Below are 25,793 nucleotides of genomic sequence, written 5' to 3'. Positions count from 1 at the left end.
CGCCGGGGCAAGGAATCTCACACGATGAAATTTTCGCTGCTGAAGAAGCTGCTGGTTGCCGGCCTGATCGGCACGTCGTTCGCCGCCGCCACCGCGCATGCGGCCGACCTCCTCGACCAGGTGAAACAACGCGGCACGCTGCGGATCGGCCTCGAGGGCACGTTCCCGCCGTTCAACTCGAAGAACCCGCAAGGTGAGCTCGTCGGCTTCGACGTCGACGTCGCGAAGGCCGTCGCCGCGAAGCTCGGCGTGAAGGCCGAGTTCGTGACGACCGAATGGAGCGGCATCATCGCGGGCCTGCAGGCCGGCAAGTTCGACGTGATCGCCAACCAGGTCGGCATCACCGACAAGCGCAAGGAGACGCTCGACTTCTCGCCGGCGTACACGTACTCGTCCGCGCAACTGATCCAGCGCAAGGACGACTCGCGTGACTTCAAGTCGCTGGAAGACCTGAAGGGCAAGAAGCTCGGCGTCGCGCTCGGCACGAACTACATGGACATGGCGAAGTCGGTGCCCGGCATCGACGTGAAGACGTACCCGGGCGCGCCCGAGTACCTGCGCGATCTCGCGGCCGGCCGCCTCGATGCAGCGCTCAACGACCGCCTGATGCTCGCGTACCTGACGAAGAATTCGCAGCTGCCGCTGCGCCCGGGCGCGAACGTCGGTTCGGCGAACCCGTCGGGCATCCCGTTCAAGAAGGGCAACCCGAAGTTCCAGAAGGCGATCGACGACGCGATGGCCCAGCTCGCGGCCGACGGCACGTTCACGAAGATCTCGGACAAGTGGTTCGGCATCGACGTGACGAAGCCGATCAAGTAAGCACGCCTGCATTTCCCGCCTGACGGCGGGCCGGACAGGGCGGCATCCGCAACGATGCCGCCCTTTGCTTTATTCGTCCGGTTTATGATTGCGCTTTCGCGCACGCATCCGATTCGTATTCCATGTCGACAACGTCCCTGCTCGTCCAATCGCTGCCGGTGCTCGCCCAGGGCGCCGTACTGACCGTCAAGTTCGCCGTGCTGTCGATGGTGTTCGGCCTGCTGGGCGCCGTCGTGCTCGCGATGATGGGCATCCGGCAAAGCGAGCCGCTCGACGGCTTCGAACGCATCTGGGTCAACGCGCTCGCGTGGCTCGCGCGCGCGTACGTGAGCCTGATGCGCGGCACGCCGCTGCTCGTGCAGATCTTCGTCATCTACTATGGGCTGCCGAGCCTCGGCATCTCGCTCGAACCGACGCCGGCCGGCGTCATCGCGCTGTCCGCGAACGTCGCGGCTTACATGTCCGAAAGCATGCGCGGCGCGATCAACGGCATCCACCGCGGCCAGTGGCTCGCGTCGTACAGCCTCGGGCTGTCGTGGGGGCAGACGCTGCGCTACGTGATCGGCCCGCAGGCGCTGCGCATTGCGGTGCCGAGCCTGTCGAACAGCCTGATCAGCCTGATCAAGGACACGTCGCTCGTGTCCGTGATCACCGTGACCGAACTGCTGCGCAGCGCGCAGGAAGTGATCGCGGCGACCTACCAGCCGCTACCGCTCTATCTCGCCGCCGCGGCCGTGTACTGGATCCTGTGCCAGATCCTCGAATGGGCGCAGCGCTGGTACGAAAAGCGCCTGTCGCTGCCGTCGCGGCACTGAGCGCACGCCATCCGCCGGGCCGCGCACGCAGGCCCGGCACCTTCGTTCCCGCCTACTCGCCCGAATAGCGCACGCCGAGCGCGGCACGCGCGGCATCGGTCATCGCGATCATCTGTCGCGAATGGTCGTGCGTCATGATCGGGCTTTCGGTTTCGCCCGTGCGCAGCAGGTCGCAGAAATGCGCGGTCTCGTAGTTCAGCCCGCCGCCTTCGGCCGGTGCGTCGAGTTCGACGGTGCGCCCGTCCGCATAACGGATCGTCGCGCGCGCGGGGTTCCACCATTTCTCGTGAATCGTCACGTGCCCGCCGGCCGCGGCGATCAGCGCATCGCCGCGGCCCATCACGTCGAGCCCGCAAAAGAGCTGCGCGATCCCGCCGTTCGCATGCAGGCTGTTCAGGCTCGCGAACATGTCGACGCCCGTCGCGCCGACGCGGCCGAGCGTCTGCACGTCGAGCGCCGCGCCGAGCCAGTCGACCGCGAGAAACGCCTCGTAGATCCCGATGTCGAGCAGCGCGCCGCCCGCGCGATCGAGGCGATAGACGGAATGGTCGCCGGGTACCGCCGACGATGCGCACCCTGCGCGCACGAGCCGGATCTCGCCGATCGGATCGTCATGCAGGTGCGCGCGCAACTGGCGGTACAGCGGAAAGAACGGCGGCTTCATCGCTTCCATGAAGAGCAGTCCGGCGTCGCGTGCCGCACGCAGCACGGTGTCGAGTTGCGCCGCATTCAGCGTCGCGGGCTTTTCGCACAGCACGGCCTTGCCGGCGGCAAGTGCGGCCAGCGTGTACTGTGCGTGACTGTCATGGAGCGTCGCGATGTAGACCGCGTCGATGTCGCTCGCGAGGAGTGCTTCGAGGCTCGCGGCAGGCGTGCCGCCGCATGTCTCGCAAAAGGCTGCCGCTGCGTCGGCGCGGCGGGCCCAGGCACCGGCGAGCGTGGCGCCGGGCACGTGCGCGAGGCTTTGCGCGAAGCGGCGCGCGATGCTGCCTGCGCCGACGATGCCGAAGCGCACCGGGCGGTGGTCGTTGTCGTTCATCCTGATCTTCCGTGTCGGTCGTATGACGGTGGCCGGCACGCTGCCGACCGGCCGTCATGATAAACGGCTCGCCGGCACACGGATGAGCGACGCGAGCAGGTTCAGGCGCGCATGGGCACGTCGACGGAGAAATCGCGCGAGATCTCGTCGGCGCTGAAATCGATCAGCGCGAGCGAGGCCGCTTCGGCTTCGCGCGGATCGCGCCGTTCGATCGCATCGACGACACGCGCATGCGCCTTCACCGCGATCTCGTGCGCGCCTTCCTTCTGCACGACGCGCGGATTCACGAGACGCACCGCCCCGCGCACGATCGCCGCCATCTGCTGAAAGAACTGGTTGCCGCTCGCCTGCACGATTCGCGTGTGCAGCAACTCGTCCGCCGTGTCGTAGCCGGGATCGCCGGGCTGCAACACCTTGAACGCATCGAACGCTTCACGGATCCCCGCGATGTCGGCTGCGGTCGCACGCACCGCCGCCTGCGCGGTCGCGCGCGGTTCGATCAGCATTCGAAATTCGATGACGTCGCGCATGAACTGCGGATCGGGTTTTGCCCGAAATCGCCAGCTCACGACGTCTTCATCGATCATTCGCCAGTCGCGCATCGGCCGCACGCGCGTGCCGACTTTCGGCCGCACGTCCAGCATGTCGCGCGCTAGCAACATCGACAACGCTTCCCGCATCACCGTGCGACTCACGTCGAATTCTTTCGACAGCACGTCCTGTGGCGGCAAGATGCCGCCGTACTTGTCTTCGACGATACCCGAGACAAGCCCATCCATCACTTTGGCGACCAGTGACCGGTCTTTGCCCTGCTCCATGACACCTCCCCGTGCGTCGATTTGCGAACACCTGCTCCGCAGTTCCGCCGGCCCTGGTTACTACTGTTCTTATGATCTATAAGTTGATGAGTTCGAGGATATTTCGCTATCTGGTAAACACCTGACAGGGTTATCCCTCTTTTTGACGGGGTGATTTATAAGGCTACAAAAAAGGCCCGGGAAGCGCGCTGCGCCTGCCGGGCCACGATTTCCACAAGATTTAAACATGCAATCCATTACGGGTCCCTGACACCGTTACGGACTGCTTCTCATTCAACTCGATTCGGCCGAATAAACGATCGTTTCAACGCCGTTTTCCGTGCCGAGCAAGCACAGATTCGCGCCGCGCTCGGCAAACAACCCGACGGTCACGACGCCCGGCCATCCGTTCACCTGCGCTTCGAAGCCGCGCGGATCGGCGATCTGCAGCCCCTTCACGTCGATGATCTCGTTGCCGTTGTCCGTGATGTACGGTGCGCCGTCCTTCGTCACGCGCAGCACGGGCACGCCGCCGAGCGCGGTCACGCGCCGGCCGATCGCCGTGCGCGCCATCGGCACGACCTCGATCGGCAGCGGGAACGCGCCGAGCACCGGCACGCGCTTGCTGGCGTCGGCGATGCAGACGAACGTGTCGGCCACCGACGCGACGATCTTCTCGCGCGTGAGCGCGCCGCCGCCGCCCTTGATCATCGCGCCGCTCGCGTCGATCTCGTCGGCGCCGTCGACGTACACCTGCAGCGAGTCGACCTCGTTCAGGTCGAACACCTTGATGCCGTGCGATTTGAGGCGTTCGGTCGTGGCGACGGAACTCGACACGGCGCCGCGATAGCGCGACTTGACGACGGCGAGTGCGTCGATGAAGCAGTTGGCGGTCGAGCCGGTGCCGACGCCGATCACGGCGCCTTCCGGCACGTTCTGGATCACGTAATCGGCGGCGGCCTGGCCGACGAGGCGTTTGAGTTCGTCTTGAGTCATGGCGTGGTAATGCTGTGGGATTGCGGAAAACCGCCAGTTTACCGGACTCGGATGACGGCCCGCGTTTTTCGGCGCGCGATGCGCCGTGCGTTCAGGGTGCGACCGCCGCGGGCGCGCTGTCCGCCGGCGGCGTGCCGGGGAAGTATTTGTCGAGCAACGCCTGGGCGATCGCGTCGCTTTCGGCGTCCGGATTGCCCGCATAGTCGGACGGACGGAAATGCATCTGGAACGCCGCGAATACGCGCCGCGTGCGCGCGTCGAGCACGCCGTCGGTCGGCACGTCGTAGCCGTAGCGCGCGAGCTTGAGCTGCAGTTCGCGCACGTCGACCAACGCGTGCGGATCGCGGCCGCCGAGCCGGGCAGCCACGGTCGCATCGTCCGGCCATGCGCCGACGCCGACCAGTGCGAGCGCATGCCACGGGAACAGCGGACCCGGATCGATCTTGCGTTGCGGCGCGATGTCGCTGTGCCCGACCACGCGTGTCGGCGGGATCGCGTAGCGTACGACGATGTCCTTCGACAGGCGGATCAACGCATCGATCTGTTCGGGCGAATACGGCTGCCAGGTGCGATTCTGCGGATCGAGCGGCCCGCGGTTCACGTTTTCGATGCCGATCGACGCCGCGTTCAATTCGGTCGCGCCCTGCCACTCGCTGACGCCCGCGTGCCATGCGCGCATCGATTCCGGAACGAGCTGGTAGACGACGGGCATCCCGTGTTCGATGCGCGGCTGCGGCGGCACGACGTAATGCACGCTGACCGAATCGCCCGTCAGCGTGCGCAGCGACTTCGCTTCGTCGCTTTCGGTGTAATGCATCACGAGAAAGCGGATCCGCGAATCGGCGCCGCGCGCATCCAGGCTCATGTCGGCGTAGTAGGTGCCGCGTTCGACGAGCGACGGCGACGTGCAGGCAGCCAGCAGGCATAGCACGGCGCATGATGCGCCGAGGCGAAACAGGGTCATCGGTCGCGAGTTCCGGAGAACCGCGTGCCGCATCGCATCGCGGCACGCGTCGTTCGGGTCATGCCAGGCACGCGCATATTGCGCGAGACAGGATGTGTCAGCCCTTCACGCGCCGCTGGCGCACGGCTTCGTACAGGCACACGCCGCTTGCGACCGACACGTTCAGGCTTTCCACGCTGCCGGCCATCGGGATGCTCATCACCTCGTCGCAGGTGTCGCGCGTGAGCCGGCGCATGCCTTCGCCTTCCGCGCCCATCACGAGCGCGACGGGGCCGTCGAGCTTCGTATCGTAGAGCGTCGCCGACGCCTCGTCCGACGTGCCGATGATCCACACGCCGGCTTCCTTCAGCTCGCGCAGCGCGCGTGCGAGGTTCGTCACCGTGATGTACGGCACCGTATCGGCCGCGCCGCTCGCCACCTTGGCCGCGGTCGCGTTCAGGCCGACCGCACGGTCGCGCGGCGCGATCACCGCGTGCGCGCCGGCCGAATCGGCAACGCGCAGGCACGCGCCGAGGTTGTGCGGATCGGTGACGCCGTCGAGCACGAGCAGCAGCGCGGGGCCCTGGATGCCGTCGAGCAGCTCGGACAGGTTCTGCGCGAGCGGCACGTCCTCGACACGCGCGACGACGCCCTGGTGACGCTCGGTATGGGCGAGGCCCCACAGGCGCGTTTCGTCGGCCGCGATCAGCCGCACGCCCGCTTCCTTCGCGGTGTGCAGGAAGTCCTGCATGCGGCGGTCGCGGCGCGTCTGGTCGTACAGCACCTCCGCAACCGTCGATGCATCGTGCCGCAAACGTGCGGTCACCGCATGAAAACCGTAAAGAACCTTCAGACGTGACATGACTGGAACAACCTTCGATCAAACGTGCGGCCGCGCGACGCGCGCAGCCGCGATCCATGGAAAAGGAAAGCGCCGCGTTGCCGGCCGATGACCGGTGACGCGGCGTCTCTCGATACTGCAGGGCGTGCGCATGCGCCGCCCCGAACGCTCAATACTTCTTGCGCGCGCGCGGCTTCTTCGCAGTCGGCTTCGCCGCCGCACCGCCAGTGCCACCGCCGCTGCCCTTCTTCTTCGCGGCGGCACGTGCGGCCTGCGCCTCCTTCACCGCGACGCTCGGCGCGCTCGCGGCCTTCTTGCGACGCGGCGCGAACTCCTCCGCCGGCGGCAGCGCGCGTACGCGCGGGCCGTTGCGATCGACACCGGCACCCGCAGCAGCCTGCGCGGGCGACGGGCGCGGTGCCTTCACCGGCGTATCGCGGACGAGGCGGAAATCGATCTTGCGCGCGTCGAGATCGACGCGGCTCACCTGCACGCGCACGCGGTCCGACAGGCGATAGCGGATGCCCGTGCGTTCGCCGCGCAGCTCGTTCTTGATCTCGTCGTACTGGAAGTAGTCCGAGCCGAGTTCCGTGACGTGCACGAGCCCTTCGATGAACAGCGTGTCGAGCTGCACGAAGATGCCGAACGACGTGACGCCGTTCACCATCCCGCCGTACTCCTCGCCGAGCTTGTCGCGCATGAAGTAGCACTTGAGCCATGCCTCGACGTCGCGCGACGCTTCGTCCGCACGCCGCTCGTTCGCCGAGCAATGCAGGCCGAGCTCTTCCCAGATCGCCGTGTTCGAGCGCGAGCGGTTGCGCGCTTCGTCGTCGGCCTGCTGCATCGCGCGGGCGCGCGGCGACAGCGCGGTGTTCAGCTCGAAGCCCTCCGGCGCCTTCGGCACGTACTTCTTGCCGGACAGGATCGAATAGATCGCACGGTGCGTGAGCAGGTCGGGATAACGACGGATCGGGCTCGTGAAGTGCGCATACGCCTCGTACGCAAGACCGAAGTGGCCGATGTTGTCCGGGCTGTAGACGGCCTGCTGCATCGAGCGCAGCAGCATCGGCTGCAGCATCTGCGCGTCGGGCCGGTCGCGGATCTGCGCCATCAGCGCAGCGTAGTCGCTTGCATGCGGCTTGTCGCCGCCGCCGAGCGACAGGCCCATGCCGCGCAGGAACGCACGCAGGTTCTCGAGCTTCTCCGGCGTCGGCCCCGCGTGCACGCGGTACAGGCCCGGATGCTTGTTGCGCTTCAGGAAGTCGGCCGCGCAGACGTTCGCGGCCAGCATGCATTCCTCGATCAGCTTGTGCGCATCGTTGCGCTGGCGCGGCACGATCTGCTCGATCTTGCCCTGCGAGTTGCAGACGATGTAGGTCTCGGTCGTATCGAAGTCGATCGCGCCGCGCTTCTGCCGTGCGGCGAACAGCGACTTGTAGACGCCGTACAGGTTCTGCAGGTGCGGCAGCAGCTCCGCGCGGCGTGCGGCCTCCGGCCCCTTCGTGTTCGACAGCACGGCCGCCACTTCGGTATACGTAAGGCGCGCAGCCGAATGGATCACGGCCGGATAGAACTGGTACGCCTTGATCTCGCCGCGCGCAGTGATCACCATGTCGCACGCGAGCACGCAGCGGTCGACCTGCGGGTTCAGCGAGCACAGGCCGTTCGACAGCTTCTCCGGCAGCATCGGGATCACGCGGCGCGGGAAATAGACCGACGTGCTGCGCTCGAGCGCGTCGGCGTCGAGCCCGTTGCCCGGCTGTACGTAGTACGACACGTCGGCGATCGCGACGATCAGCCGGAAGCCGTCGCCGCGACCGACCTTGACCGGCTCGCAGTAGACGGCGTCGTCGAAGTCGCGTGCGTCCTCGCCGTCGATCGTCACGAGCGGCACGTCGCGCAGGTCGACGCGGAAACGCAGGTCGGCCGGCCGTACCTTGTCGGGCAGCGCGGCGGCTTCGTCGAGCGCCGGCTGGCTGAATTCATGCGGCACGCCGTACTTGCGCACCGCGATTTCGATTTCCATGCCCGGATCGTCGATGTCGCCGAGCACTTCGACGACACGGCCGAGCGGCTGCGAATGACGGCTCGGGAAATCGGTCAGCTCGACGACGACGACCTGCCCGACCTTCGCCTTCTTCACGTTCTGCGTGATCAGGATGTCGTGGCCGATGCGCTTGTCTTCCGGCGCGACGATCAGCGCACCATTCTCGTTGAGCAGGCGGCCGATCACGCGCTTGTTCGCGCGCTCGGTGACTTCGACGACATGCCCTTCCGGCCGGCCGCGGCGATCGTAGCCGACGATTCGCGCGAGCACGCGATCGTTGTGCATCACCTTCTGCATTTCGCCGTTCGGCAAGAACAGGTCGTCCTGGCCGTCGTCGCGGATCACGAACCCGTAGCCGTCGCGATGCCCCTGCACGCGCCCTGCGACGAAATTCGACGGATGGGTCAACTGGTAGTGGCCGCGCTTGTCGAGGCGGATCTGGCCGTCGCGCTCCATCGCGGCGACACGCCGGAAGAACCCTTCGCGCTCCTGACGCTTGATCGACAGTGCTTCGGCGATGTCGTTGGCAGCCAGCGGCGCATCGCTCGTACGCAGCACGCCGAGAATTTCTTCACGGCTCGGAATGGGGTACGGATATTTGCTCAAGGGTTTGTCGATGATTGTTCTCGTTGCGTTGACTGATGGTGCACGGCATCAACATAGAGGTGTCCGTCAGACAGTTCTATATTGACGGCGGCGGGTCATTCTATCACCCGCCTGTGTCGCCAAATGACGGGAATGCCGCGGGCGGGCGCGACGGCGGCCGGTTTGCGATGCATCGCAAAAAAGTGTTGACACGAATAATTGGGGCGCTATAATTTCGCTTCTTTGCAGCAAGCAGCTACTGCAAAACGTGCCCAGGTGGCGGAATTGGTAGACGCACTAGGTTCAGGTCCTAGCGGTGGCAACACCGTGGAGGTTCGAGTCCTCTCCTGGGCACCATCTGTTTTTGAAAAGGTCGGCTTCCAGCCGGCCTTTTTTCATTTCCGGACCGGGAAAAAGAGTAACTTGCCCGCCGATGAATCTGCGCAGCAACCGGCACGGCTCGTCGAACTCGGCCCTCATGAATTTCCGCAGGCGCGCGCATTGAGCACCTTCGGCTGCTATCTCCGGAATCCGCGCAGGCGACCGCCTGCCCCACCTCCTTATGCCCGCCAGTCGGATCGATAGCAGAATTTATCGGTTATCGCCCGCCCTCCCCGTTGGTACGTTAGCCGGCCCGCTTCAGTGCAACGAACCCAACGAGGAGCACGATTCATGACGTCGATGAACCGCCGCGCGTTCGCGCGCGCGATGCTGGCCGCAGGCCTCACTGCGGCGGGCGTCCGAACGCACGCCGAGACCACGCCTGCCGCATTGCGCATCGGCTACCAGAAGTCGTCGACGCTCATCACACTGCTCAAGACGCGCGGCACCCTCGAGCAGGCGCTGGCGCCGCTCGGCCTGCGCGTGTCGTGGCATGAATTCGCGAGCGGGCTGCCGCTGACCGAAGCGCTCAACGTCGGCGCCGTCGATTTCAGCGCCGACGTCGCCGACACGGTCCCGGTCTTCGCGCAGGCCGCGCATACGCGTTTCGTGTACGTCGCGCAGGAAGCGCCGTCGCCGAAGGCACAGGCGATCGTCGTCAAGCAGGACAGCGCACTTCGAACGCTCGCCGATCTCAAGGGCAAGCGCATCGCGGTCACGAAGGCGGCCGGCAGCCACTACCTGCTGCTCGCCGCACTCGCACGCGCAAAGCTCACGCCCGCCGACGCCGCGATCCACTACCTGACGCCCGCGGACGGCCGCGCGGCGTTCGAGCGCGGCAGCGTGGACGCATGGATCACGTGGGATCCGTATGTCGCGTCGGTCGACCGGAATCCCGACGTGCGGATTCTGGCCGACGGCAACGGACTCGCGTCGTACCAGCGCTACTACCTCGCATCGAGCAGTTTCGCCGCCGCGCGGCCCGACGTCGTCCAGATCCTGTTCGACCAGTTGTCGCAGGCCGGCACGTGGTTGCGCGACCATCCGCAGGAGGCCGCGAATACGCTTGCGCCGATCTGGGGGCTCGACGCGGCGACGATCGCACGCGCGAACGCGCGCCGCAGCTACCTCGTTCGCGCAGTGGTCGCGCAAAATTTCGGCGAACAGCAGAAGATCGCCGACACGTTCCTCGCGGCCGGACTGCTGCCGGCACGCGTCGATACGGGCCAGGCGCTGCGCTGGAATTTCGCGGCGAAACGCGCGGATCCGGTCGGCGCGTGAGACGCCGTCGCACACGGATGCAATATTTTTATCGCTTCGGATGAAATTGTGTTGACAGTCTTCGAAGACACGCTAGAATAGCGGTCTTCGCATCGCAGCAAGCGAAACGTGCCCAGGTGGCGGAATTGGTAGACGCACTAGGTTCAGGTCCTAGCGGTGGCAACACCGTGGAGGTTCGAGTCCTCTCCTGGGCACCACTTGTTTTCTAAAAAGGTCGGCTTCCAGCCGGCCTTTTTTCATTTCAGGTCCCACATCGGCGCCACTCATCCATCAGCCGGACGACCATCGAGACAGCGCCGCCCGGCCATCGATTTCAGGCACCGTTCCAGCGTTTCGCGGCAATCGCGACGCGCTCGCCCAGCACTTCGGCCGTCTTTCGATCGCTCTCGAGAATCGCATCACCACCCTCGTCCGCATTCGCCTGCGCCATCGCACCGAGGAACGACCCGAGTCGATTCAGATCGTTGACCGAACCCTTGCTGTTGTTGTTGCCGGGCATCAGACCGAGGCTGACCCACAGCATCTGATGCTGGGCAGCGAAGACAGCCAGTTGCTGCAGCGTCGCCAGTTTGTCGCCGCTTTGCGAAGCCGACACCGTAAAGCCGGCCGCCAGCTTGTCTCGCCACTTGCCCCAATGCTTCGACGATGCGTCCATGAAGCCCTTGAACTGCGCGGACGCACTGCCCATGTAGGTCGGCGAACCAAAGACGATCGCCTTGGCATCGCGCTCCAGGTACTCCCAGTGTTCGTCGATCGCGTCGACGGGGATCAGCTTGACCGACGCACCGTCGACTTTCTCGACACCACGAGCGACTGCGTCCGCAATGACGGCCGCATGGCCGTAGCCGCTATGAAAAACCACTGCGATTTCAGGCATGAGGAGCTCCTTGTCGCGGACAATTCCGCAAAAAAACGTTACTGCGATAGTAACATAAATGATCGTAATGCAAATATCTTCACCTGCATGTGTCGCGCACCCCATTGCGGCAGCCGACTACATGATGCGCGTGGTGTCGCCAAGCGAGCGGACAAAGCGGCATAGAGCGGCGTCGGCTGCCTGTCTTCGCGAGTCAGCGCGGCACGACAGGCACGCACCAACGATAATTTCTCCGGCGACAAACTGGCACCTGCGTTCAGGAAATTCGCTCGTTCCTCTCCGGCGGCAATCCTTCGCACCGGGATCGATCCGGCAGCGATACCCGGACACGGCGAATCCGGCACGCCCCGCTTTCTCGTCCCGCACAAAAGCCGCTCAAAATCTGTTGACAAGCCGTTCGGGCACGCTATAATTGCGGTCTTTCGCATCGCAGCAAGCGAAACGTGCCCAGGTGGCGGAATTGGTAGACGCACTAGGTTCAGGTCCTAGCGGTGGCAACATCGTGGAGGTTCGAGTCCTCTCCTGGGCACCATCTGTTTTTGAAAAGGTCGGCTTCTAGCCGGCCTTTTTTCATTTCCGGTCCCGCATCATTCACACCGCCACGTTGATCCGCATGGTGTGACAAACCCCGTCTCACCATCCTCCGGACGGACAAATCGTCGTCGCGTCCGCAGCGAACACGCGCCTGCCACGCGAATTCCAAAGTTTTCGCCCCCGGTTCCGCGACCCATCCCCATTTCCCGAGACCCACCCTGCCAACTCTCATCCACGGCAAAAACCGGGATTTCCCTAGGCTGACATGACGGCGCTCACGCGGTTAAATAAATCAACGTGATTTATTTAATGCGCTGCCGCATGGCGCAACATGGAAGGAGACGCCATGAGAAGCCCGCACATCGGCCAGGGAAGTAATTCGGCCAACGTGCGCCGTTACAACGAGCGCCTGCTGCTGAAGACGCTGCGCCGCGCAGGCAGCGCGTCGAAGGCCGACCTTGCGCGTCTCGCGAGCATGACGGGCACGGCGGTCGGCAGCATCATCGCATCGCTCGCCGATGCGAAGCTGATCGAATTCGCGGGCCGTACCGAAGGCCAGCGCGGCCAGCCGGCGTCGTTGATCCGCCTCGACCCGCGCGGTGCATTCGGCATCGGCGTCCATCTCGACCGGATGCGCATCGAAACCGCGCTCGTCAACTTCGCAGGCGACGTGCTCGGCCGCCGCTCGCACGACACGCTGCTGCCCCCTCCTGCCGACGTGCTCGAAATCGTGCGTCACGACATCGACGCGATGCAGGCCCTGCTCCCCGACCACGAACGCGCCCGCCTGACCGGCGTCGGCGTCGCACAGCCTTACAACCTCGGCGCGTGGATGCGCGAACTCGGCCTCGCGCCCGATACGTTCCGCGCATGGGAAGACGTCGATTTCGCGAGCGACCTCGGTCGCGCGCTGTCGCTGCCCGTGTTCGGCGAAAACGACGGCAACGCGGCCGCGATCGCCGAGCTGTTCTACGGATACGGCCGGCAGTGCGACGACTTCGTCTACCTATTCATCGGGCCGGCGATCGGCGGCGGCATCGCGATCGACGGCGATTGCCTGCGCGGTGTGACCGGCAATGCAGGCGACATCGCCGTGATTCCCGTGCCGCCGAGCCGGCTGGCATCCGCGCCACCGCCGCGCGGCCCGTGGGACATCCTGCTCGCGCGCGCCTCGCTGCACGCGCTTGTACGCCATCTGCGCCATCACGGCGAGACGGTCGAGAACCGCGCCGACCTCGAAGCCTGCATTGCCCGCGGCCTGCCGGCCGTCGACGAATGGATCGACGACTGCGTCGACGCGCTCGCGCCGGCATTGCGCGCGGTGCTGTGCGTGATCGATGCGCCGGTAGTCGTGATCGACGCCGATACCGACGCGGGCCTGCTCGACGCGGTCACGACGCGCCTGCGCTCGGCACTGGTTGCCACCGCGCCCGAAGCGCGCGGCACGCCGACGCTCGTGCGCGGCACGTTCGGCGCCGACGCCGGCGCGATCGGCGCGGCCACGCTACCGATGTTCTTCAACTTTTCCCCGCGGGCCGGCATCCTCAAGGGCGCCCGCACCGACTCGCAGGAGGTCAACCATGTCGCGGTCTGAGTCGCCCCGCCCGCTGCTCGAAATGCGCCGGATCAGCAAGACGTTCCCGGCCGTGCGCGCGCTGGACAATGTCAGCCTGACCGTCTATCCGGGCGAGATCCACTCGCTGATGGGCGAGAACGGCGCCGGTAAATCGACGCTGATGAAGATCCTGTCGGGCGCATACCGCGCCGACGCCGGCGGCGAGATCCTGATCGACGGCGAACGCATCGACATCGACGGGCCGCTCGCCGCGCGCGATGCGGGCGTCGCGGTGATCTACCAGGAGCTGTGCCTGTCGCCGAACCTGACCGTCGCGGAAAACATCTACGTCGGCCGCGAACTGCGGCGAGGCAACCGGCGCTGGGGCACGATCGACCGCGCGGCGATGGCGCGCGGCTGCCAGGACGTGCTCGCGCGCCTCGGCGCATCGTTCGGCCCCGAAACGCTCGTCGACACGCTGTCGATCGCCGAACAGCAGCTCGTCGAGATCGCGCGCGCCGTGCACACCCGCGCCCGCATCCTGGTGATGGACGAGCCGACGACGCCGCTGTCGTCGCGCGAAACCGAGCACCTGTTCCGCCTGATCCGCCAGTTGCGCGAGGAAGGTCTCGCGATCATCTACATCAGCCACCGGATGGCGGAGATCTACGAACTGTCCGACCGCGTGTCGGTGCTGCGCGACGGCGCATACGTCGGCACGCTCGAACGCGAATCGCTGTCGGCCGAGCGTCTCGTCGCGATGATGGTCGGCCGCGACATCTCCGGCTTCTACAAGAAGGAACACGCGCCGTACGACCCCGGCCACCTGCTGCTGTCGGTACGCGACATCGCCGACGGCGCACGCGTGCGCGGCTGCAGCCTCGACCTGCATGCCGGCGAGGTGCTCGGCATCGCCGGGCTCGTCGGCGCGGGCCGCACCGAACTCGCGCGGCTGATCTTCGGCGCCGAACCGCGCGTGCGCGGCGACGTGAAACTGGGCGACCGCCCGTTCGGCGCACACTCGCCGCGCGACGCAATCGACGCGGGCCTCGTCTACCTGACCGAAGACCGCAAGCGCCAGGGCCTGTTCCTCGACATGAGCGTGCGCGACAACATCAACATTTCCGTCTGCAACCGCGATGCACGGCTCGGCGCGCTCGACCTCGCACGCGGCGCCGAACGCGCGCGCGACGCGATTTCCTCGCTGTCGATCCGCGTACCCCACGCGAACGTCAACGTCGGCGCGCTGTCGGGCGGCAACCAGCAGAAGGTGCTGCTGTCGCGCCTGCTGGAAACGAAACCGCGCGTGCTGATCCTCGACGAACCGACGCGCGGCGTCGACATCGGCGCGAAATCCGAGATCTACCGGATCATCAACGAACTGGCCCGTGCCGGCGTGGGCGTGATCGTGATCTCGAGCGAGCTGCCGGAAATCATCGGCGTCGCCGACCGCGTGCTCGTGATGCGCGAAGGCGAGATCGCGGGCGAACTCGGCGGCCACACGCACACGCCCATCACGCAGGAAGCCATCATCGCGCTCGCGACCGGCTCCCAGGCCGAACTCGCCGACGCGCACTGAGCCGCGCTCTTTCATTCGACTCTTACAATTCAGGTTACCGAAATGATCAACCCGACCAAGCAGCGGAACCTCGCTTCCGCGACGGCCCATCCGGTGGGCGATCGTACTCCCCAGTTGCGCACCGCCGATCATCGCGCACGCATGCAGTCGCTGATACGCACCGCCGGCATGCTGCCGGTGCTGCTGGTCCTGTGCGTCGGCTTCGGCTTCCTGACCGACGGCTTCTTCACGCTGCAGAACCTGTCGATCGTCACGCAGCAGGCGTCGATCAACATCGTGCTCGCCGCCGGCATGACCTTCGTGATCCTGACGGGCGGCATCGACCTGTCGGTCGGCTCGGTGCTCGCCGCCGCGGCCGTCGCCGCGCTGATCGCGTCGACCATTCCCGGCTGGGGCTGGCTCGGCGTGCCCTTCGCGCTCGTCGTCGGCCTCGTGTTCGGCGCGATCAACGGCGGGCTGATCTCGTTCCTGCGCCTGCCGCCGTTCATCGTCACGCTCGGTGCGATGACGGCCGTGCGCGGCGTCGCGCGCCTGATCGGCAACGACACCACCGTGTTCAATCCGCAGCTGCCGTTCGCGTTCATCGGCAACGGCACGATCCTCGGTGTGCCGTGGCTCGTCGTGATCGCGTGCGCGGTGATCGCGATCTCGTGGTTCATCCTGCGCCGCACGGTGCTCGGGATGCGGATCTATTCGGTCGGCGGCAATCCGGAAGCCGCACGCCTGTCGGGCATCAACGTGCGGGCGATCCAGATGTTCGTGTATGCGGCGTCGGGGCTGCTCGCGGGCCTCGGCGCGGTGATGTCGGCCGCGCGGCTCTATGCGGCCAACGGCCTGCAGCTCGGCCAGTCCTACGAACTCGACGCGATCGCCGCGGTGATCCTCGGCGGCACGAGCTTCGTCGGCGGCGTCGGCTCGATCGTCGGCACGCTGATCGGCGCACTGATCATCGCGGTACTGACGAACGGACTCGTGCTGCTCGGCGTGTCCGACATCTGGCAATACATCATCAAGGGGCTCGTGATCATCGGCGCCGTCGCGCTCGATCGCTACCGCCAGCGCGATTCGGCGCGCACCTGACACCACCGTTCCCGTCCATTCAACCTTGCGGCGCAGGCAGGCACGCCTGCGCCCGTCTACCAACCAACCTCACGGAGACACAACGACATGTTCAAGCACAAAGCCGCCCTGACCGCCGTCGCCTGCGCACTCGCATTCGGCGCTTCCGTCGCGCACGCGGCCGACAAGCCGCTCAAATCGATCGGCATCACGGTCGGGTCGCTCGGCAACCCGTACTTCGTCACGATCGTCAAGGGCGCCGAGGCGCGCGCCAAGCAGCTCAACCCGAACGCGAAAGTCACGGCCGTGTCGGCCGACTACGACCTGAACAAGCAGTTCACGCAGATCGACAACTTCATCTCCGCGCACGTCGACATGATCCTGCTCAACGCGACCGATCCGAAGGCGATCGAGCCGGCGGTGAAGAAGGCGCAGGCGGCCGGTATCACCGTCGTCGCGGTCGACGTCGCGGCGGCCGGCGCGAATGCGACCGTGCAGACCAACAACGTGAAGGCCGGCGAGCTCGCGTGCGACTACATCGCGAAGAAACTCAACGGCAAGGGCAACGTGATCATCGAGAACGGCCCGCAGGTGTCGGCCGTGATCGATCGCGTCAACGGCTGCAAGACCGTGCTCGCGAAAAACGCGGGCATCAAGTTGCTGTCGAGCGACCAGGACGGCAAGGGCTCGCGCGAAGGCGGGATGAACGCGATGCAGGGCTACCTGACGCGCTTTCCGAAGCTCGATGCGGTGTTCACGATCAACGACCCGCAGGCGATCGGCAGCGATCTCGCCGCGAAGCAGCTGAACCGTCCGGGCATCGTGATCACGTCGGTCGACGGCGCACCCGATATCGAGGTCGCGCTCAAGTCCAACACGCTCGTGCAGGCGTCGTCGAGCCAGGACCCGTGGGCGATGGCGCAGCAGGCCGTCAACGTCGGCTACGGGATCATGAACGGCCAGAAGCCGGCCAATCCGATGATCCTGATCGAGCCGACGCTCATCACGCGCGACAACGTGAAGACCTACAAGGGCTGGAGCTCCCCGCGCTGATCGCGCCTCCCGTCCACTGAACCGGGCGGTGCCGGGCCGCGTCGCCGCGCGCGACGGCCGGCGCCGCCCGCTCGCATCAACCGCTGCACGGCCCGGCCACCGGGCATCAACATGACGACGACGTTCCCCCGCCTGATCGTATTCGGCGAAGCGCTGACCGATTTCATCCGCGACGACGCACAGCGCTGGCACAGCGTCGCCGGCGGCTCATGCTGGAACGTTGCGCGCGTCGGCGCGCGACTCGGCGCGCCGACGGCCTTTGCCGGCACGGTCAGCCGCGACATCTTCGGCGACGAACTGATGCGCAAGAGCGCCGACGCGGGGCTCGACATGCGTTTCATCCGGCAGGTCGACCGCGCGCCGCTGCTCGCGATGGTCGTATCGAAGCAGCCGCCCCACTATTTCTTCATCGGCGAGAACAGCGCCGATCTCGCGTTCGATCCGGCGGACCTGCCCGCCGGCGCACTCGACACGGCCGAGATCGTGCACATCGGCTCGCTCGGCGTCGTGCGCGAGCCGCTCGCGTCACGCCTGATCGAGGTGGCGCAGGCCGCGCGCGCGGCCGGCAAGCGAATCTCGTTCGATCCGAACTACCGTGCGCCGATGGCCGCGCCGTCGTATCGCGACACGCTGCGCCGGCTGGTCGCGCTCGCCGACTGGATCAAGGTGTCCGACGAGGATCTTCACGGGCTGTTTCCCGAACTCGACGAAACGGCCGCACTCGCGCAACTGCGCGCGTGGTCGCCCGACGCGACGATGCTCGTCACGCGCGGCGCATCCGGCATGCAGCTCCTGCATCGCGACACCGTGCTGTTCCAGCCCGCGTTCCCGACCGAGGTCGCCGACACGGTCGGCTGCGGCGACGCCAGCGTCGGCGGCTGGCTCGCGAGCCAGCTTGCACGGCCCGATGCATCGCCCGCCGAGCATCTGCGTTACGCGGCCGCGTGCGCGGCGGTCGCCTGCGCTCACGCAGGCGCCTATGCGCCGACGGCCGCGGAAGTGGCCGATATGATCGATCGCGCTGCCGACGCCGTGCTTTCGCAATAGACCGCGCCGCCGCACCGCCTCGTCACGCGGCGGTCGTTCCGTCGCCGCCGTCCGGCGGCATACCGGCCTGCAGCAGTTGAAGACTTTCGTCGACGCTCAGTTCGGACATCGCATCCTCACGCAGCGTATCGTCGGCCGCGCGGCGCAATGCATGCAGCGCATGCATCTTGAGCCTCACGATCGCGAGCCGCAGCCCGCGTGCCGTGCATTCGGCCGCGAACGTGCGCAACGATTCGATCGTCGTGCCGTCGACATCCGGCGTTTCCTCAAGGCTCAGCATCACGGCATGCGTGTCCGGCGCGGCCTTCATCAGCGCGCGCACGCGATTCAGCATCCGGTCCGCGTTCGCGAAGAACAGCTGCGCCTCGGGCCGCACGATCAGCACGCCCGGCACCGGCTTCGCGTCGGCATGGCTCGCGACGTCGACGAAGTCATGGCTGTCGCGCAGCCGGCCGAGCACGCTGACGTTCGGCTCGGACAGCTTGCGCAGCGTCAGCAGCAGGCTCACGCCGATGGCCGCCAGCAGCCCGTGCAGCACGCCGAGCACGAGCACCGCAAGCAACGCCGCGATCACGACGAGCCGGTCGCGATGCCAGTCCCAGTATGGCCGGAATACGGTCGGATGCAGCGAGTGGCTGACCGCGAAGATCACGATCGCCGCAAGCACGGGCTCCGGCGTGCGCGCGAGTTGCGGCAGCAGCAGCCAGACGATCAGCGCGACCACGCCGGCTGCCCACAGGCCGGCGAAGCGCGACTGCGCGCCGGCCGCTTCGTTCGCCGACGTCGCCGAATAGCCGGCGCCGACCGGCATCCCGTGCAGCAGGCCCGACACGAGGTTCGCGCAGCCGAGCGCGACGAGGTCGCGGTTCGGCGACACGCTGTCGCCATGCTTCAGCGCGAAGTTTCGGATCGATCCGTACGACTCCGCGTACAGGATCAGCATCAGCGCGAACGCGAGCTCGACCGTCTGCATCCACGCGTTGCGGTCGAGCTGCGGCAGGCCGAATTCGATGTGCCGGAAATCGATGTGGCCGACGATCGCGATCCCGTATCGCTGCCAGTCGATCGCATAGCCGACCGCGATCGACAGCACGATCACGACGAGCGTCGCGGGCACGCGCGAGCGGCGCCCGAGCACGAACAGCAGCGCCAGCGCGGTTGCGCCGAGCACGGCACTCGCGAGGTTCGCATGCGGCGCGCCGGTGATCAGGTCGAGCGTGACATGCGGCGCATCGCTGTGCTGCACGGAAATCGCGAGAATCTTCGGCAACTGCTTGATGACGATCGTCAGTGCGAGCCCGAACGTGAAGCCGCGCAGCACGGGCCGCGCGACGAAGTCCGACATGCCGCCGAGCCGCGCGGCGCCCGCCAGGATGAACAGCACGCCCGTCATCGCAACCAGCGCCGCCGCCAGCGCGAGCTGTTCGGCAAGCGCCATCCCCGATTCCGCGAGCACGGTCGCCGCGAGCACGGCAGCCGAAGACGACGTCGACGACACGATCGCGAAGCGGCTGCTGCCCGTGAGCGCATAGATGACGAGCCCCGCCAGCAGCGCGATGAGACCGGCCTGCGGCGGCAGGTTGGCCAGCCCGGCATACGCGACCGCCTCGGGAATCAGCAGGCCCGCGATCGACAGGCCGGCCAGTGCATCGAGGCCGATGCGCCGCGCGGGCGGCGGCGAGGCCGCGTCGAGCGCTGAAAAATGGTCGGCATGCTGCGGGCCGGCATCGGGGCGGATCGGGGCGATCGTCATGAGGCGGTCGGCGCTGTGCGCCGGTCAGGGTTTGACGGCGATGACGCCCGACCAGCCGGGCAGATAGCGCGCATCCTGGTCGTGCGCGCGGTGCAGCGCGACGTCGAGCGCTTTCGCGAAGTTCTTGCGAATCTGGTCGAGCGACACGTGCTGGCGCAGGTAATCGGCCCACAGGAATTCGCTGAACGGCGTCGCGTCCTTCGCATAGCCGCCCGCCGTGCGCAGTTCGCCTGCAAGGCTGCGGTACGGATCGTCCACGAGCCCCGTCAGCGCCTTCGGCAAATTCGCGTAGTCGCGGCGCGACCCGTCCGCGCCGAACGGATGCACCCACTGGTTGTGCTCCATCATCCGCCAGAAAATCGTGTCATCGAGCCACGACAGATCCTTCAGCAGCATCGCGTTCACGCGCGACTCGCCCTCCTCAATCAGCGCGAGGCCGAGATGATGGTGATCGGTGATGTAGTGCAGCCCGTCCGGGCCGAGGACCGCCGGGAACCAGTGCGATTCGATCGCGGCCTTGCGCGCGCGCTTGTCGAGTGCCTTCCAGTGCTTGCGCTTCGCCTTGACTTCGCGATAACCAACCGTCATCTGCGTCGGACGCAGCGCGTCGAGCCTGACGGGAATGAGATGAACGTCGCGGCCGAGTGTCATGGTCGTACCCCATGTTGCGAAATTCCGGCAACGATACTCCTGATCGCGCGAGCCGTTAATACGTCATGACCTCGATACGCCGGCGATTGACGATCTCCGACAACTGCGCACGCGTGCGCACGATGCCGTGCTACGCGCGCAGATCGTTGCGCTCGAGACGATGGCGGATATAAGGAATGCCGTCGTGCACGACGCTCACGCGACGCATCCCGAGCTTGCGCGCGACGTTCAGCGAACCGCTGTTGGCCTCGGCGATATCGGCGATCACGCGCGGCAGGCGCACGGTATCGAATGCATGCCGCACGACCGCCGCCGCGGCCTCGCTCGCGATGCCGCGGCCCCAGGTCGTGCGCACGAGCCGCCAGCCGATCTCGACGTCGCGTGCACCGTCCGCATAGTCGGGAATCAGCAGGACCCAGCCGATGAACGTATCGGGTGCGGCCTTCTCGAAGATCGACCAGTAGCCGAGTCCCGGCGGATAGTCGCGCGTGATCCGGTGCGTGACGAAGCGGCGATGCTCGACGGGATCGTGCCACGGGCCCGCGATATGCCGCGTGACCTCGGGATCGCGATCCATCGCGATGCACGCGTCGAGATCGGCCAGCACGCGCGGACGCAGCCACAGCCTGGCGGTTTCGAGCACGGGCAGCGCAGCATCGGAACGTTCGTTCATCGGGACTCCTGATTCGGTGACGATGCGCATCGAGCGCATTACAGAACAAATACAAAACGCCTTCCGGAATGATACAGATGCCTGTCGCCGGTCCGGCGCGGCTTCGTTTCCATTTCCGAAACAGATCATTTCGTAGGGATTATTCCCGATTCGGCGTTATCGCGCCCCACATCGCGCGGCGCCGCGGCCTACACTCGATCAGTGCCCGCGCACCGTGCGCAAGCGGGCCGGCATCCGCATGCACATCGTGAGCGCGCAAGCCAACGAGGAGACCTCGGACATGAGCTGGACCCGCGAACAACGCAACGTCACGATCGCCGCCTACCTGGGCTGGACGCTCGATGCGTTCGATTTTTTCCTGATGGTTTTCGTGCTGAAGGACATCGCCGCCGAATTCGCGTCGACGATCCCCGCCGTTGCGTTCGCGCTCACGCTGACGCTCGCGATGCGCCCGCTCGGCGCACTGATCTTCGGCCGGCTCGCCGACCGCTTCGGCCGCCGCCCGACGCTGATGGTCAACATCGCGTGTTATTCGCTGCTCGAACTCGCGTCGGGTTTCGCGCCGAGCCTGACCGCGCTGCTGGTGCTGCGCGCGCTGTTCGGCATCGCGATGGGCGGCGAATGGGGCGTCGGCTCCGCGCTGACGATGGAAACCGTGCCGACCCATGCGCGCGGCTTCGTATCGGGGCTGCTGCAGGCCGGCTATCCGAGCGGCTATCTGCTCGCGTCCGTCGTGTTCGGCCTCTTCTACCAGTACATCGGCTGGCGCGGCATGTTCATGGTCGGCGTGCTGCCCGCGCTGCTCGTGCTGTACGTGCGCACGCACGTGCCCGAATCGCCGGCGTGGAAACTGATGGAGAAACGCCCGCGCCCGAGCCTCGGGACCACGCTGAAGCAGAACTGGAAGCTCACGATCTACGCGATCGTGCTGATGACCGCGTTCAACTTCTTCTCGCACGGCACGCAGGATCTCTATCCGACGTTCCTGCGCGAACAGCATCACTTCGATCCGCATACCGTGTCGTGGATCACGATCGTGCTGAACATCGGCGCAATCGTCGGCGGACTGTCGTTCGGTGCGATCTCGGAACGGATCGGCCGGCGCCGCACGATCTTCATCGCCGCGCTGATCGCACTGCCCGTGCTGCCGCTGTGGGCGTTCTCGAGCGGCCCGGTTGCCCTCGCCGCGGGCGCGTTCCTGATGCAGATCTCGGTACAGGGCGCGTGGGGCGTGATCCCGGTCCACCTGAACGAGATTTCGCCCGACGAAATCCGCGCGACCTTCCCCGGCGTCGTCTACCAGCTCGGCAACCTGCTCGCGTCCGGCAACGCGACGATGCAGGCATCGCTCGCCGTGTCGCACGACAACAATTACAGCTTCGCGCTCGCGCTCGTGGCCGGCATCGTCGCCGTCGCGATCGCCGTGCTGATCCTGTTCAGCCGCGAGCGGCGCGGCATCGACATGACGCAATCGGTCAATACGCGTAGCACGGTCGGCTGAACCCGCACATTGACGCATCGCACCATCGCGCGCGCCCCGCCCCTCGGGGACGCGCGCCACGCTTGCCGCAGTTGCACATCGAACTAGAGGAATTTGTCCAGATTCCCCGCTTGCCCGCTCCGCCCGCGTTTTTTTATCTTAATAAAAACGACTGTTTGAATCAGACAATCAAATCACCTGTTCGCGGCCGGGCGACCGGCATGGGAGGCGGAACATGGCAGTAAGTCAGGAGGGGCGGCCATCCGCGGGACGGCCGTCCGGGGCGCGATCATCCGGCCCTCGGCAGACCGGCGGGACGAAGGCGCGCATCCTCGATGCGGCCGAGGACCTGTTCATCGAGCATGGCTTCGAGGCGATGTCGATGCGGCAGATCACGTCGCGCGCGGCGGTCAACCTCGCGGCGGTCAACTACCACTTCGGCAGCAAGGAAGCGTTGATCCACGCGATGCTGTCGCGCCGGCTCGATCAGCTCAACCAGGAACGCCTCGGCATCCTCGACCGCTTCGATGCGCAGCTCGGCTCGCACATCACCTGCGAGCACGTGCTCGGCGCGATGTTCATTCCCGCGCTGAAGGCGTCGCGCAACCCGGAACGCGGCGGGCCCGGGTTCCTCCGGCTGATCGGCCGCGCGTACACCGATCCGTCGCCGTTCGTGCGCAACTTCCTGACCGCGCACTACGCGAGCGTCGCGGGCCGCTTCTTCGACGCCTTCCAGCGCGCGTTGCCGCACCTGCCGCGCACGGAGCTCGGCTGGCGGTTGCACTTCGCGATCGGCGCGCTGTCCGGCGCGCTCGCGGGTGCCGAGACGGAAAGCCTGATCGACGAGTTCTCGCAAGGCCGCACGATGAACGACGTGCAGATGATCGCGCGGCTGTCGTCGCTGATCGTCGCCGCGCTGAAGGCACCGATGCCCGACAGTGCCCAACTGTCGATCTTCGCGGCGGTACTCGACGACGCGGGAGCGAGCGAAGCGTTCGGGCTGCCGTCGAGTGCGGCAGCCGCCGATACGGCGACGCTGCATTCCGCGAACTGAGCGCGCGGGGCCACACGCGACTTCCTGTTCACGATTTGATTGATACGCGGGGTCATGCGGCGCATCGAGGCGCCCGTGTTGATCGCCCGTGAAGCATGGGGCACGGGCAGGCATCGAAGCGCCTGCCCGCGCCGAAAGCAAAGACCGGAGACACGTCATGTCATCTTCCGCAGCAACCGCAGCGGCCCAGGTTCCGCCGAACACCGACGGTATCTGGTACGCGTCGTACCCGCCCGGCGTACCGCACGAAATCGACGTCACTCAATACGCATCGCTCGTGCAGTTCTTCGACGAATGCACGACACGCTTCGCCGAGCGCGTCGCCTACGTGAGCGCAGGCGCATCGATGACCTATCGCACGCTCGCGCAGAAAGTCGACGCGTTCGCGTCGTATCTGCAAAGCCTCGGCGTGAAGCCCGGCGACCGCGTCGCGATCATGCTGCCGAATACGTTCCAGTATCCGGTCGCGCTGTTCGGCACGCTGAAGGCCGGCGCGATCGTCGTCAACGTGAACCCGCTCTACACCGCGCGCGAACTCGCGCACCAGTTGAAGGACAGCGGTGCGCAGACGATCGTCGTGTTCGAGAACTTCGCGAGCACGCTGCAGGAGGCGCTGCCGGAAACGCAGGTGAAGAACATCGTCGTCACCGCGCTCGGCGACCTGCTCGCCGACGGCTTCAATGCGAAAGGACGCCTGATCAATTTCGTGCTGAAGCACGTGAAGAAGCTCGTGCCGGCCTACCACCTGCCGCAGGCGATCCGGCTGCGCTCCGCACTTGCGCTCGGCGCGCGCGGCAAACCGCAGCCGGTGCAGATCACGCGCGACGACCTCGCGTTCCTGCAATACACGGGCGGCACGACCGGCGTCGCGAAAGGCGCGATGCTCACGCACGGCAACCTGATCGCGAACCTGCTGCAGGCGAAGGCATGGATCGCCGACCAGGTCTCGGGCGACGTCGAAACCGTGCTCACGCCGCTGCCGCTCTATCACATCTATTCGCTGACGGTGAATGCGTTCATCTTCATGGGGCTCGGCGGGCGCAACATCCTGATCGCGAACCCGCGCGACATGAAGATGGTGATGAAGATCATCCGCAACGAAACGTTCACGGGGATCACCGGCATCAACACGCTGTACAACGCGTTCCTCGACAACGAGGAATTCCGCAAGCGCGACTTCTCGAAGCTCAAGCTCGCGATGGCGGGCGGGATGGCGATGCAGCGTGCGGTCGCGGAGCGCTTCCAGCAGGTGACGGGCCGGCCGGTGGTCGAAGGCTACGGGCTTACCGAATGCTCGCCGATCGTCACGATGAATCCCGTCGACCTGAACGACATGGCCTCGTTCAGCGGTTCGATCGGCCTGCCCGCGCCGTCCACCGTCGTGCGCTTTCGCCGCGAGGACGGTACCTGGGCCGCGATCGGCGAGCCGGGCGAGCTGTGCGTGCACGGTCCGCAGGTGATGCGCGGCTACTGGCAGCGCCCAGACGAGACGGCCAAGGCGATCGACGCCGACGGCTGGCTCGGCACCGGCGACATCGGCGTGATGGACGAACGCGGCTTCATCCGCCTCATCGACCGCAAGAAGGACATGATCCTCGTGTCGGGCTTCAACGTGTATCCGAACGAGATCGAGGAAGTGCTCGTGATGCATCCGGGCATCAGCGAGGCCGCCGCGATCGGCATTCCCGACGAGGTGCAGGGCGAACGGATCAAGGTGTTCGTCGTGCGCCGCGACCCGTCGCTCACCGTCGACGACGTGCTCGCGCACTGCCGCAAGAACCTGACCGGCTACAAGATGCCGAAATTCGTCGAGTTCCGCGACGCACTGCCGCAGACGAACGTCGGCAAGATCCTGCGCCGCGCGCTGCGCGACGAGGAACTCGCCAGGATCAAGACCGCGAAGCAAGACTGAACGATCCATCGCTCCGGGAGAT

General features: G+C 66.3%; 21 protein-coding genes and 3 tRNA genes. 14 read left to right on the top strand and 10 right to left on the bottom strand.

From position 1 onward, the window contains the following. The first annotated feature begins 24 nt into the window (after positions 1–24). On the top strand, positions 25–819 hold the full coding sequence (locus KVT39_RS25410; RefSeq protein ID WP_034184074.1) for a cystine ABC transporter substrate-binding protein: 795 nt from the start codon (positions 25–27) through the stop codon (positions 817–819). Between the two features lie 122 nt (positions 820–941). After that, positions 942–1,634 (top strand): amino acid ABC transporter permease, encoded by a 693-nt coding sequence (locus tag KVT39_RS25405; RefSeq protein WP_034184073.1) that lies wholly within the window; start codon positions 942–944, stop codon positions 1,632–1,634. Between the two features lie 52 nt (positions 1,635–1,686). Here the strand turns inward: KVT39_RS25405 and KVT39_RS25400 are convergent, their stop codons facing one another. The 6 genes from KVT39_RS25400 to rnr all read right to left on the bottom strand — a co-directional run bounded on the left by KVT39_RS25400 (position 1,687) and on the right by rnr (position 8,903). Continuing rightward, positions 1,687–2,673: a Gfo/Idh/MocA family protein gene (locus KVT39_RS25400; RefSeq protein WP_217590461.1), complete on the bottom strand. Its 987-nt coding sequence runs from the start codon at positions 2,671–2,673 to the stop codon at positions 1,687–1,689. 101 nt (positions 2,674–2,774) lie between these two features. Continuing rightward, positions 2,775–3,491, bottom strand: coding sequence for a FadR/GntR family transcriptional regulator (locus tag KVT39_RS25395; RefSeq protein WP_034184071.1), 717 nt, complete (start codon positions 3,489–3,491; stop codon positions 2,775–2,777). Positions 3,492–3,764: 273 nt separating this feature from the next. Next, positions 3,765–4,466, bottom strand: a complete 702-nt coding sequence (rpiA, locus tag KVT39_RS25390) for a ribose-5-phosphate isomerase RpiA (RefSeq protein WP_034184070.1) — start codon at positions 4,464–4,466, stop codon at positions 3,765–3,767. A 91-nt stretch (positions 4,467–4,557) separates the two neighbouring features. Further along, entirely contained in the window at positions 4,558–5,430 is an 873-nt protein-coding gene (locus KVT39_RS25385) for an N-acetylmuramoyl-L-alanine amidase (protein WP_217590460.1), read from the bottom strand. Positions 5,431–5,527: 97 nt separating this feature from the next. Next, positions 5,528–6,271, bottom strand: a complete 744-nt coding sequence (gene rlmB / locus KVT39_RS25380) for a 23S rRNA (guanosine(2251)-2'-O)-methyltransferase RlmB (protein ID WP_034184068.1) — start codon at positions 6,269–6,271, stop codon at positions 5,528–5,530. Positions 6,272–6,419: 148 nt separating this feature from the next. Continuing rightward, entirely contained in the window at positions 6,420–8,903 is a 2,484-nt protein-coding gene (gene rnr / locus KVT39_RS25375; RefSeq protein ID WP_217590459.1) for a ribonuclease R, read from the bottom strand. 249 nt (positions 8,904–9,152) lie between these two features. Between rnr and KVT39_RS25370 the strand changes: the two genes are divergently transcribed. The 3 genes from KVT39_RS25370 (at position 9,153) to KVT39_RS25360 (ending at position 10,741) form a co-directional block, all read left to right on the top strand. Continuing rightward, a tRNA-Leu gene (locus KVT39_RS25370) sits at positions 9,153–9,239 on the top strand. Between the two features lie 315 nt (positions 9,240–9,554). Beyond that, a complete protein-coding gene (locus tag KVT39_RS25365) occupies positions 9,555–10,544 on the top strand; it encodes an aliphatic sulfonate ABC transporter substrate-binding protein (protein ID WP_217590458.1) in 990 nt (329 codons plus the stop codon). Positions 10,545–10,654: 110 nt separating this feature from the next. Further along, positions 10,655–10,741 (top strand) — tRNA-Leu (locus KVT39_RS25360). Between the two features lie 116 nt (positions 10,742–10,857). Here KVT39_RS25360 and KVT39_RS25355 read toward each other — a convergent pair. Continuing rightward, positions 10,858–11,421, bottom strand: a complete 564-nt coding sequence (locus tag KVT39_RS25355) for a flavodoxin family protein (RefSeq protein ID WP_034184065.1) — start codon at positions 11,419–11,421, stop codon at positions 10,858–10,860. 445 nt (positions 11,422–11,866) lie between these two features. Between KVT39_RS25355 and KVT39_RS25350 the strand changes: the two genes are divergently transcribed. The 6 genes from KVT39_RS25350 to KVT39_RS25325 all read left to right on the top strand — a co-directional run bounded on the left by KVT39_RS25350 (position 11,867) and on the right by KVT39_RS25325 (position 18,248). Continuing rightward, positions 11,867–11,953: transfer RNA gene (locus tag KVT39_RS25350), tRNA-Leu, on the top strand. Positions 11,954–12,301: 348 nt separating this feature from the next. Then, a complete protein-coding gene (locus tag KVT39_RS25345; RefSeq protein ID WP_034184269.1) occupies positions 12,302–13,549 on the top strand; it encodes an ROK family protein in 1,248 nt (415 codons plus the stop codon). Next, a complete protein-coding gene (locus KVT39_RS25340) occupies positions 13,536–15,089 on the top strand; it encodes a sugar ABC transporter ATP-binding protein (RefSeq protein ID WP_105393198.1) in 1,554 nt (517 codons plus the stop codon). The genes KVT39_RS25345 and KVT39_RS25340 overlap by 14 nt, the downstream gene beginning before the upstream one ends. A gap of 42 nt (positions 15,090–15,131) precedes the next feature. Then, positions 15,132–16,169 (top strand): ribose ABC transporter permease, encoded by a 1,038-nt coding sequence (locus tag KVT39_RS25335; RefSeq protein WP_034184063.1) that lies wholly within the window; start codon positions 15,132–15,134, stop codon positions 16,167–16,169. Positions 16,170–16,256: 87 nt separating this feature from the next. Further along, entirely contained in the window at positions 16,257–17,201 is a 945-nt protein-coding gene (locus tag KVT39_RS25330) for an ABC transporter substrate-binding protein (protein WP_034184062.1), read from the top strand. A 111-nt stretch (positions 17,202–17,312) separates the two neighbouring features. After that, positions 17,313–18,248 carry a carbohydrate kinase gene (locus KVT39_RS25325; RefSeq protein ID WP_217590457.1) on the top strand — a complete coding sequence of 312 codons (936 nt, stop codon included), beginning with the start codon at positions 17,313–17,315 and terminating at the stop codon, positions 18,246–18,248. 22 nt (positions 18,249–18,270) lie between these two features. On the opposite strand, the gene KVT39_RS25320 is transcribed toward KVT39_RS25325, so the two are convergent. The 3 genes from KVT39_RS25320 to KVT39_RS25310 all read right to left on the bottom strand — a co-directional run bounded on the left by KVT39_RS25320 (position 18,271) and on the right by KVT39_RS25310 (position 21,325). Next, positions 18,271–20,001 (bottom strand): SulP family inorganic anion transporter, encoded by a 1,731-nt coding sequence (locus tag KVT39_RS25320; protein ID WP_217590456.1) that lies wholly within the window; start codon positions 19,999–20,001, stop codon positions 18,271–18,273. Between the two features lie 24 nt (positions 20,002–20,025). Then, positions 20,026–20,652, bottom strand: coding sequence for a ParB-like protein (locus tag KVT39_RS25315; RefSeq protein WP_105393195.1), 627 nt, complete (start codon positions 20,650–20,652; stop codon positions 20,026–20,028). A gap of 130 nt (positions 20,653–20,782) precedes the next feature. Continuing rightward, positions 20,783–21,325, bottom strand: coding sequence for a GNAT family N-acetyltransferase (locus KVT39_RS25310; protein ID WP_034184268.1), 543 nt, complete (start codon positions 21,323–21,325; stop codon positions 20,783–20,785). Between the two features lie 280 nt (positions 21,326–21,605). Here KVT39_RS25310 and KVT39_RS25305 point away from each other — a divergent pair, with 280 nt between their 5' ends. From KVT39_RS25305 to KVT39_RS25295, 3 genes are all read left to right on the top strand, one after another. Beyond that, on the top strand, positions 21,606–22,826 hold the full coding sequence (locus KVT39_RS25305; RefSeq protein WP_034184267.1) for an MFS transporter: 1,221 nt from the start codon (positions 21,606–21,608) through the stop codon (positions 22,824–22,826). Between the two features lie 214 nt (positions 22,827–23,040). Then, the gene (locus KVT39_RS25300) at positions 23,041–23,859 is read left to right on the top strand and encodes a TetR/AcrR family transcriptional regulator (protein ID WP_105393194.1); all 819 of its coding nucleotides are present in this window, start codon (positions 23,041–23,043) and stop codon (positions 23,857–23,859) included. Between the two features lie 157 nt (positions 23,860–24,016). Then, complete coding sequence (locus KVT39_RS25295; protein ID WP_131948492.1) at positions 24,017–25,771, top strand: AMP-binding protein; 1,755 nt, start codon at positions 24,017–24,019, stop codon at positions 25,769–25,771. Positions 25,772–25,793 lie beyond the last annotated feature (22 nt).

Origin of the sequence: Burkholderia sp. GbtcB21 (genome assembly GCF_019091065.1) — a bacterium.
Taxonomy (GTDB): domain Bacteria; phylum Pseudomonadota; class Gammaproteobacteria; order Burkholderiales; family Burkholderiaceae; genus Burkholderia; species Burkholderia pyrrocinia_C.
Note: the sequence above shows the minus strand (reverse complement) of the source record. Positions and strands in the feature narration are given on the sequence as shown.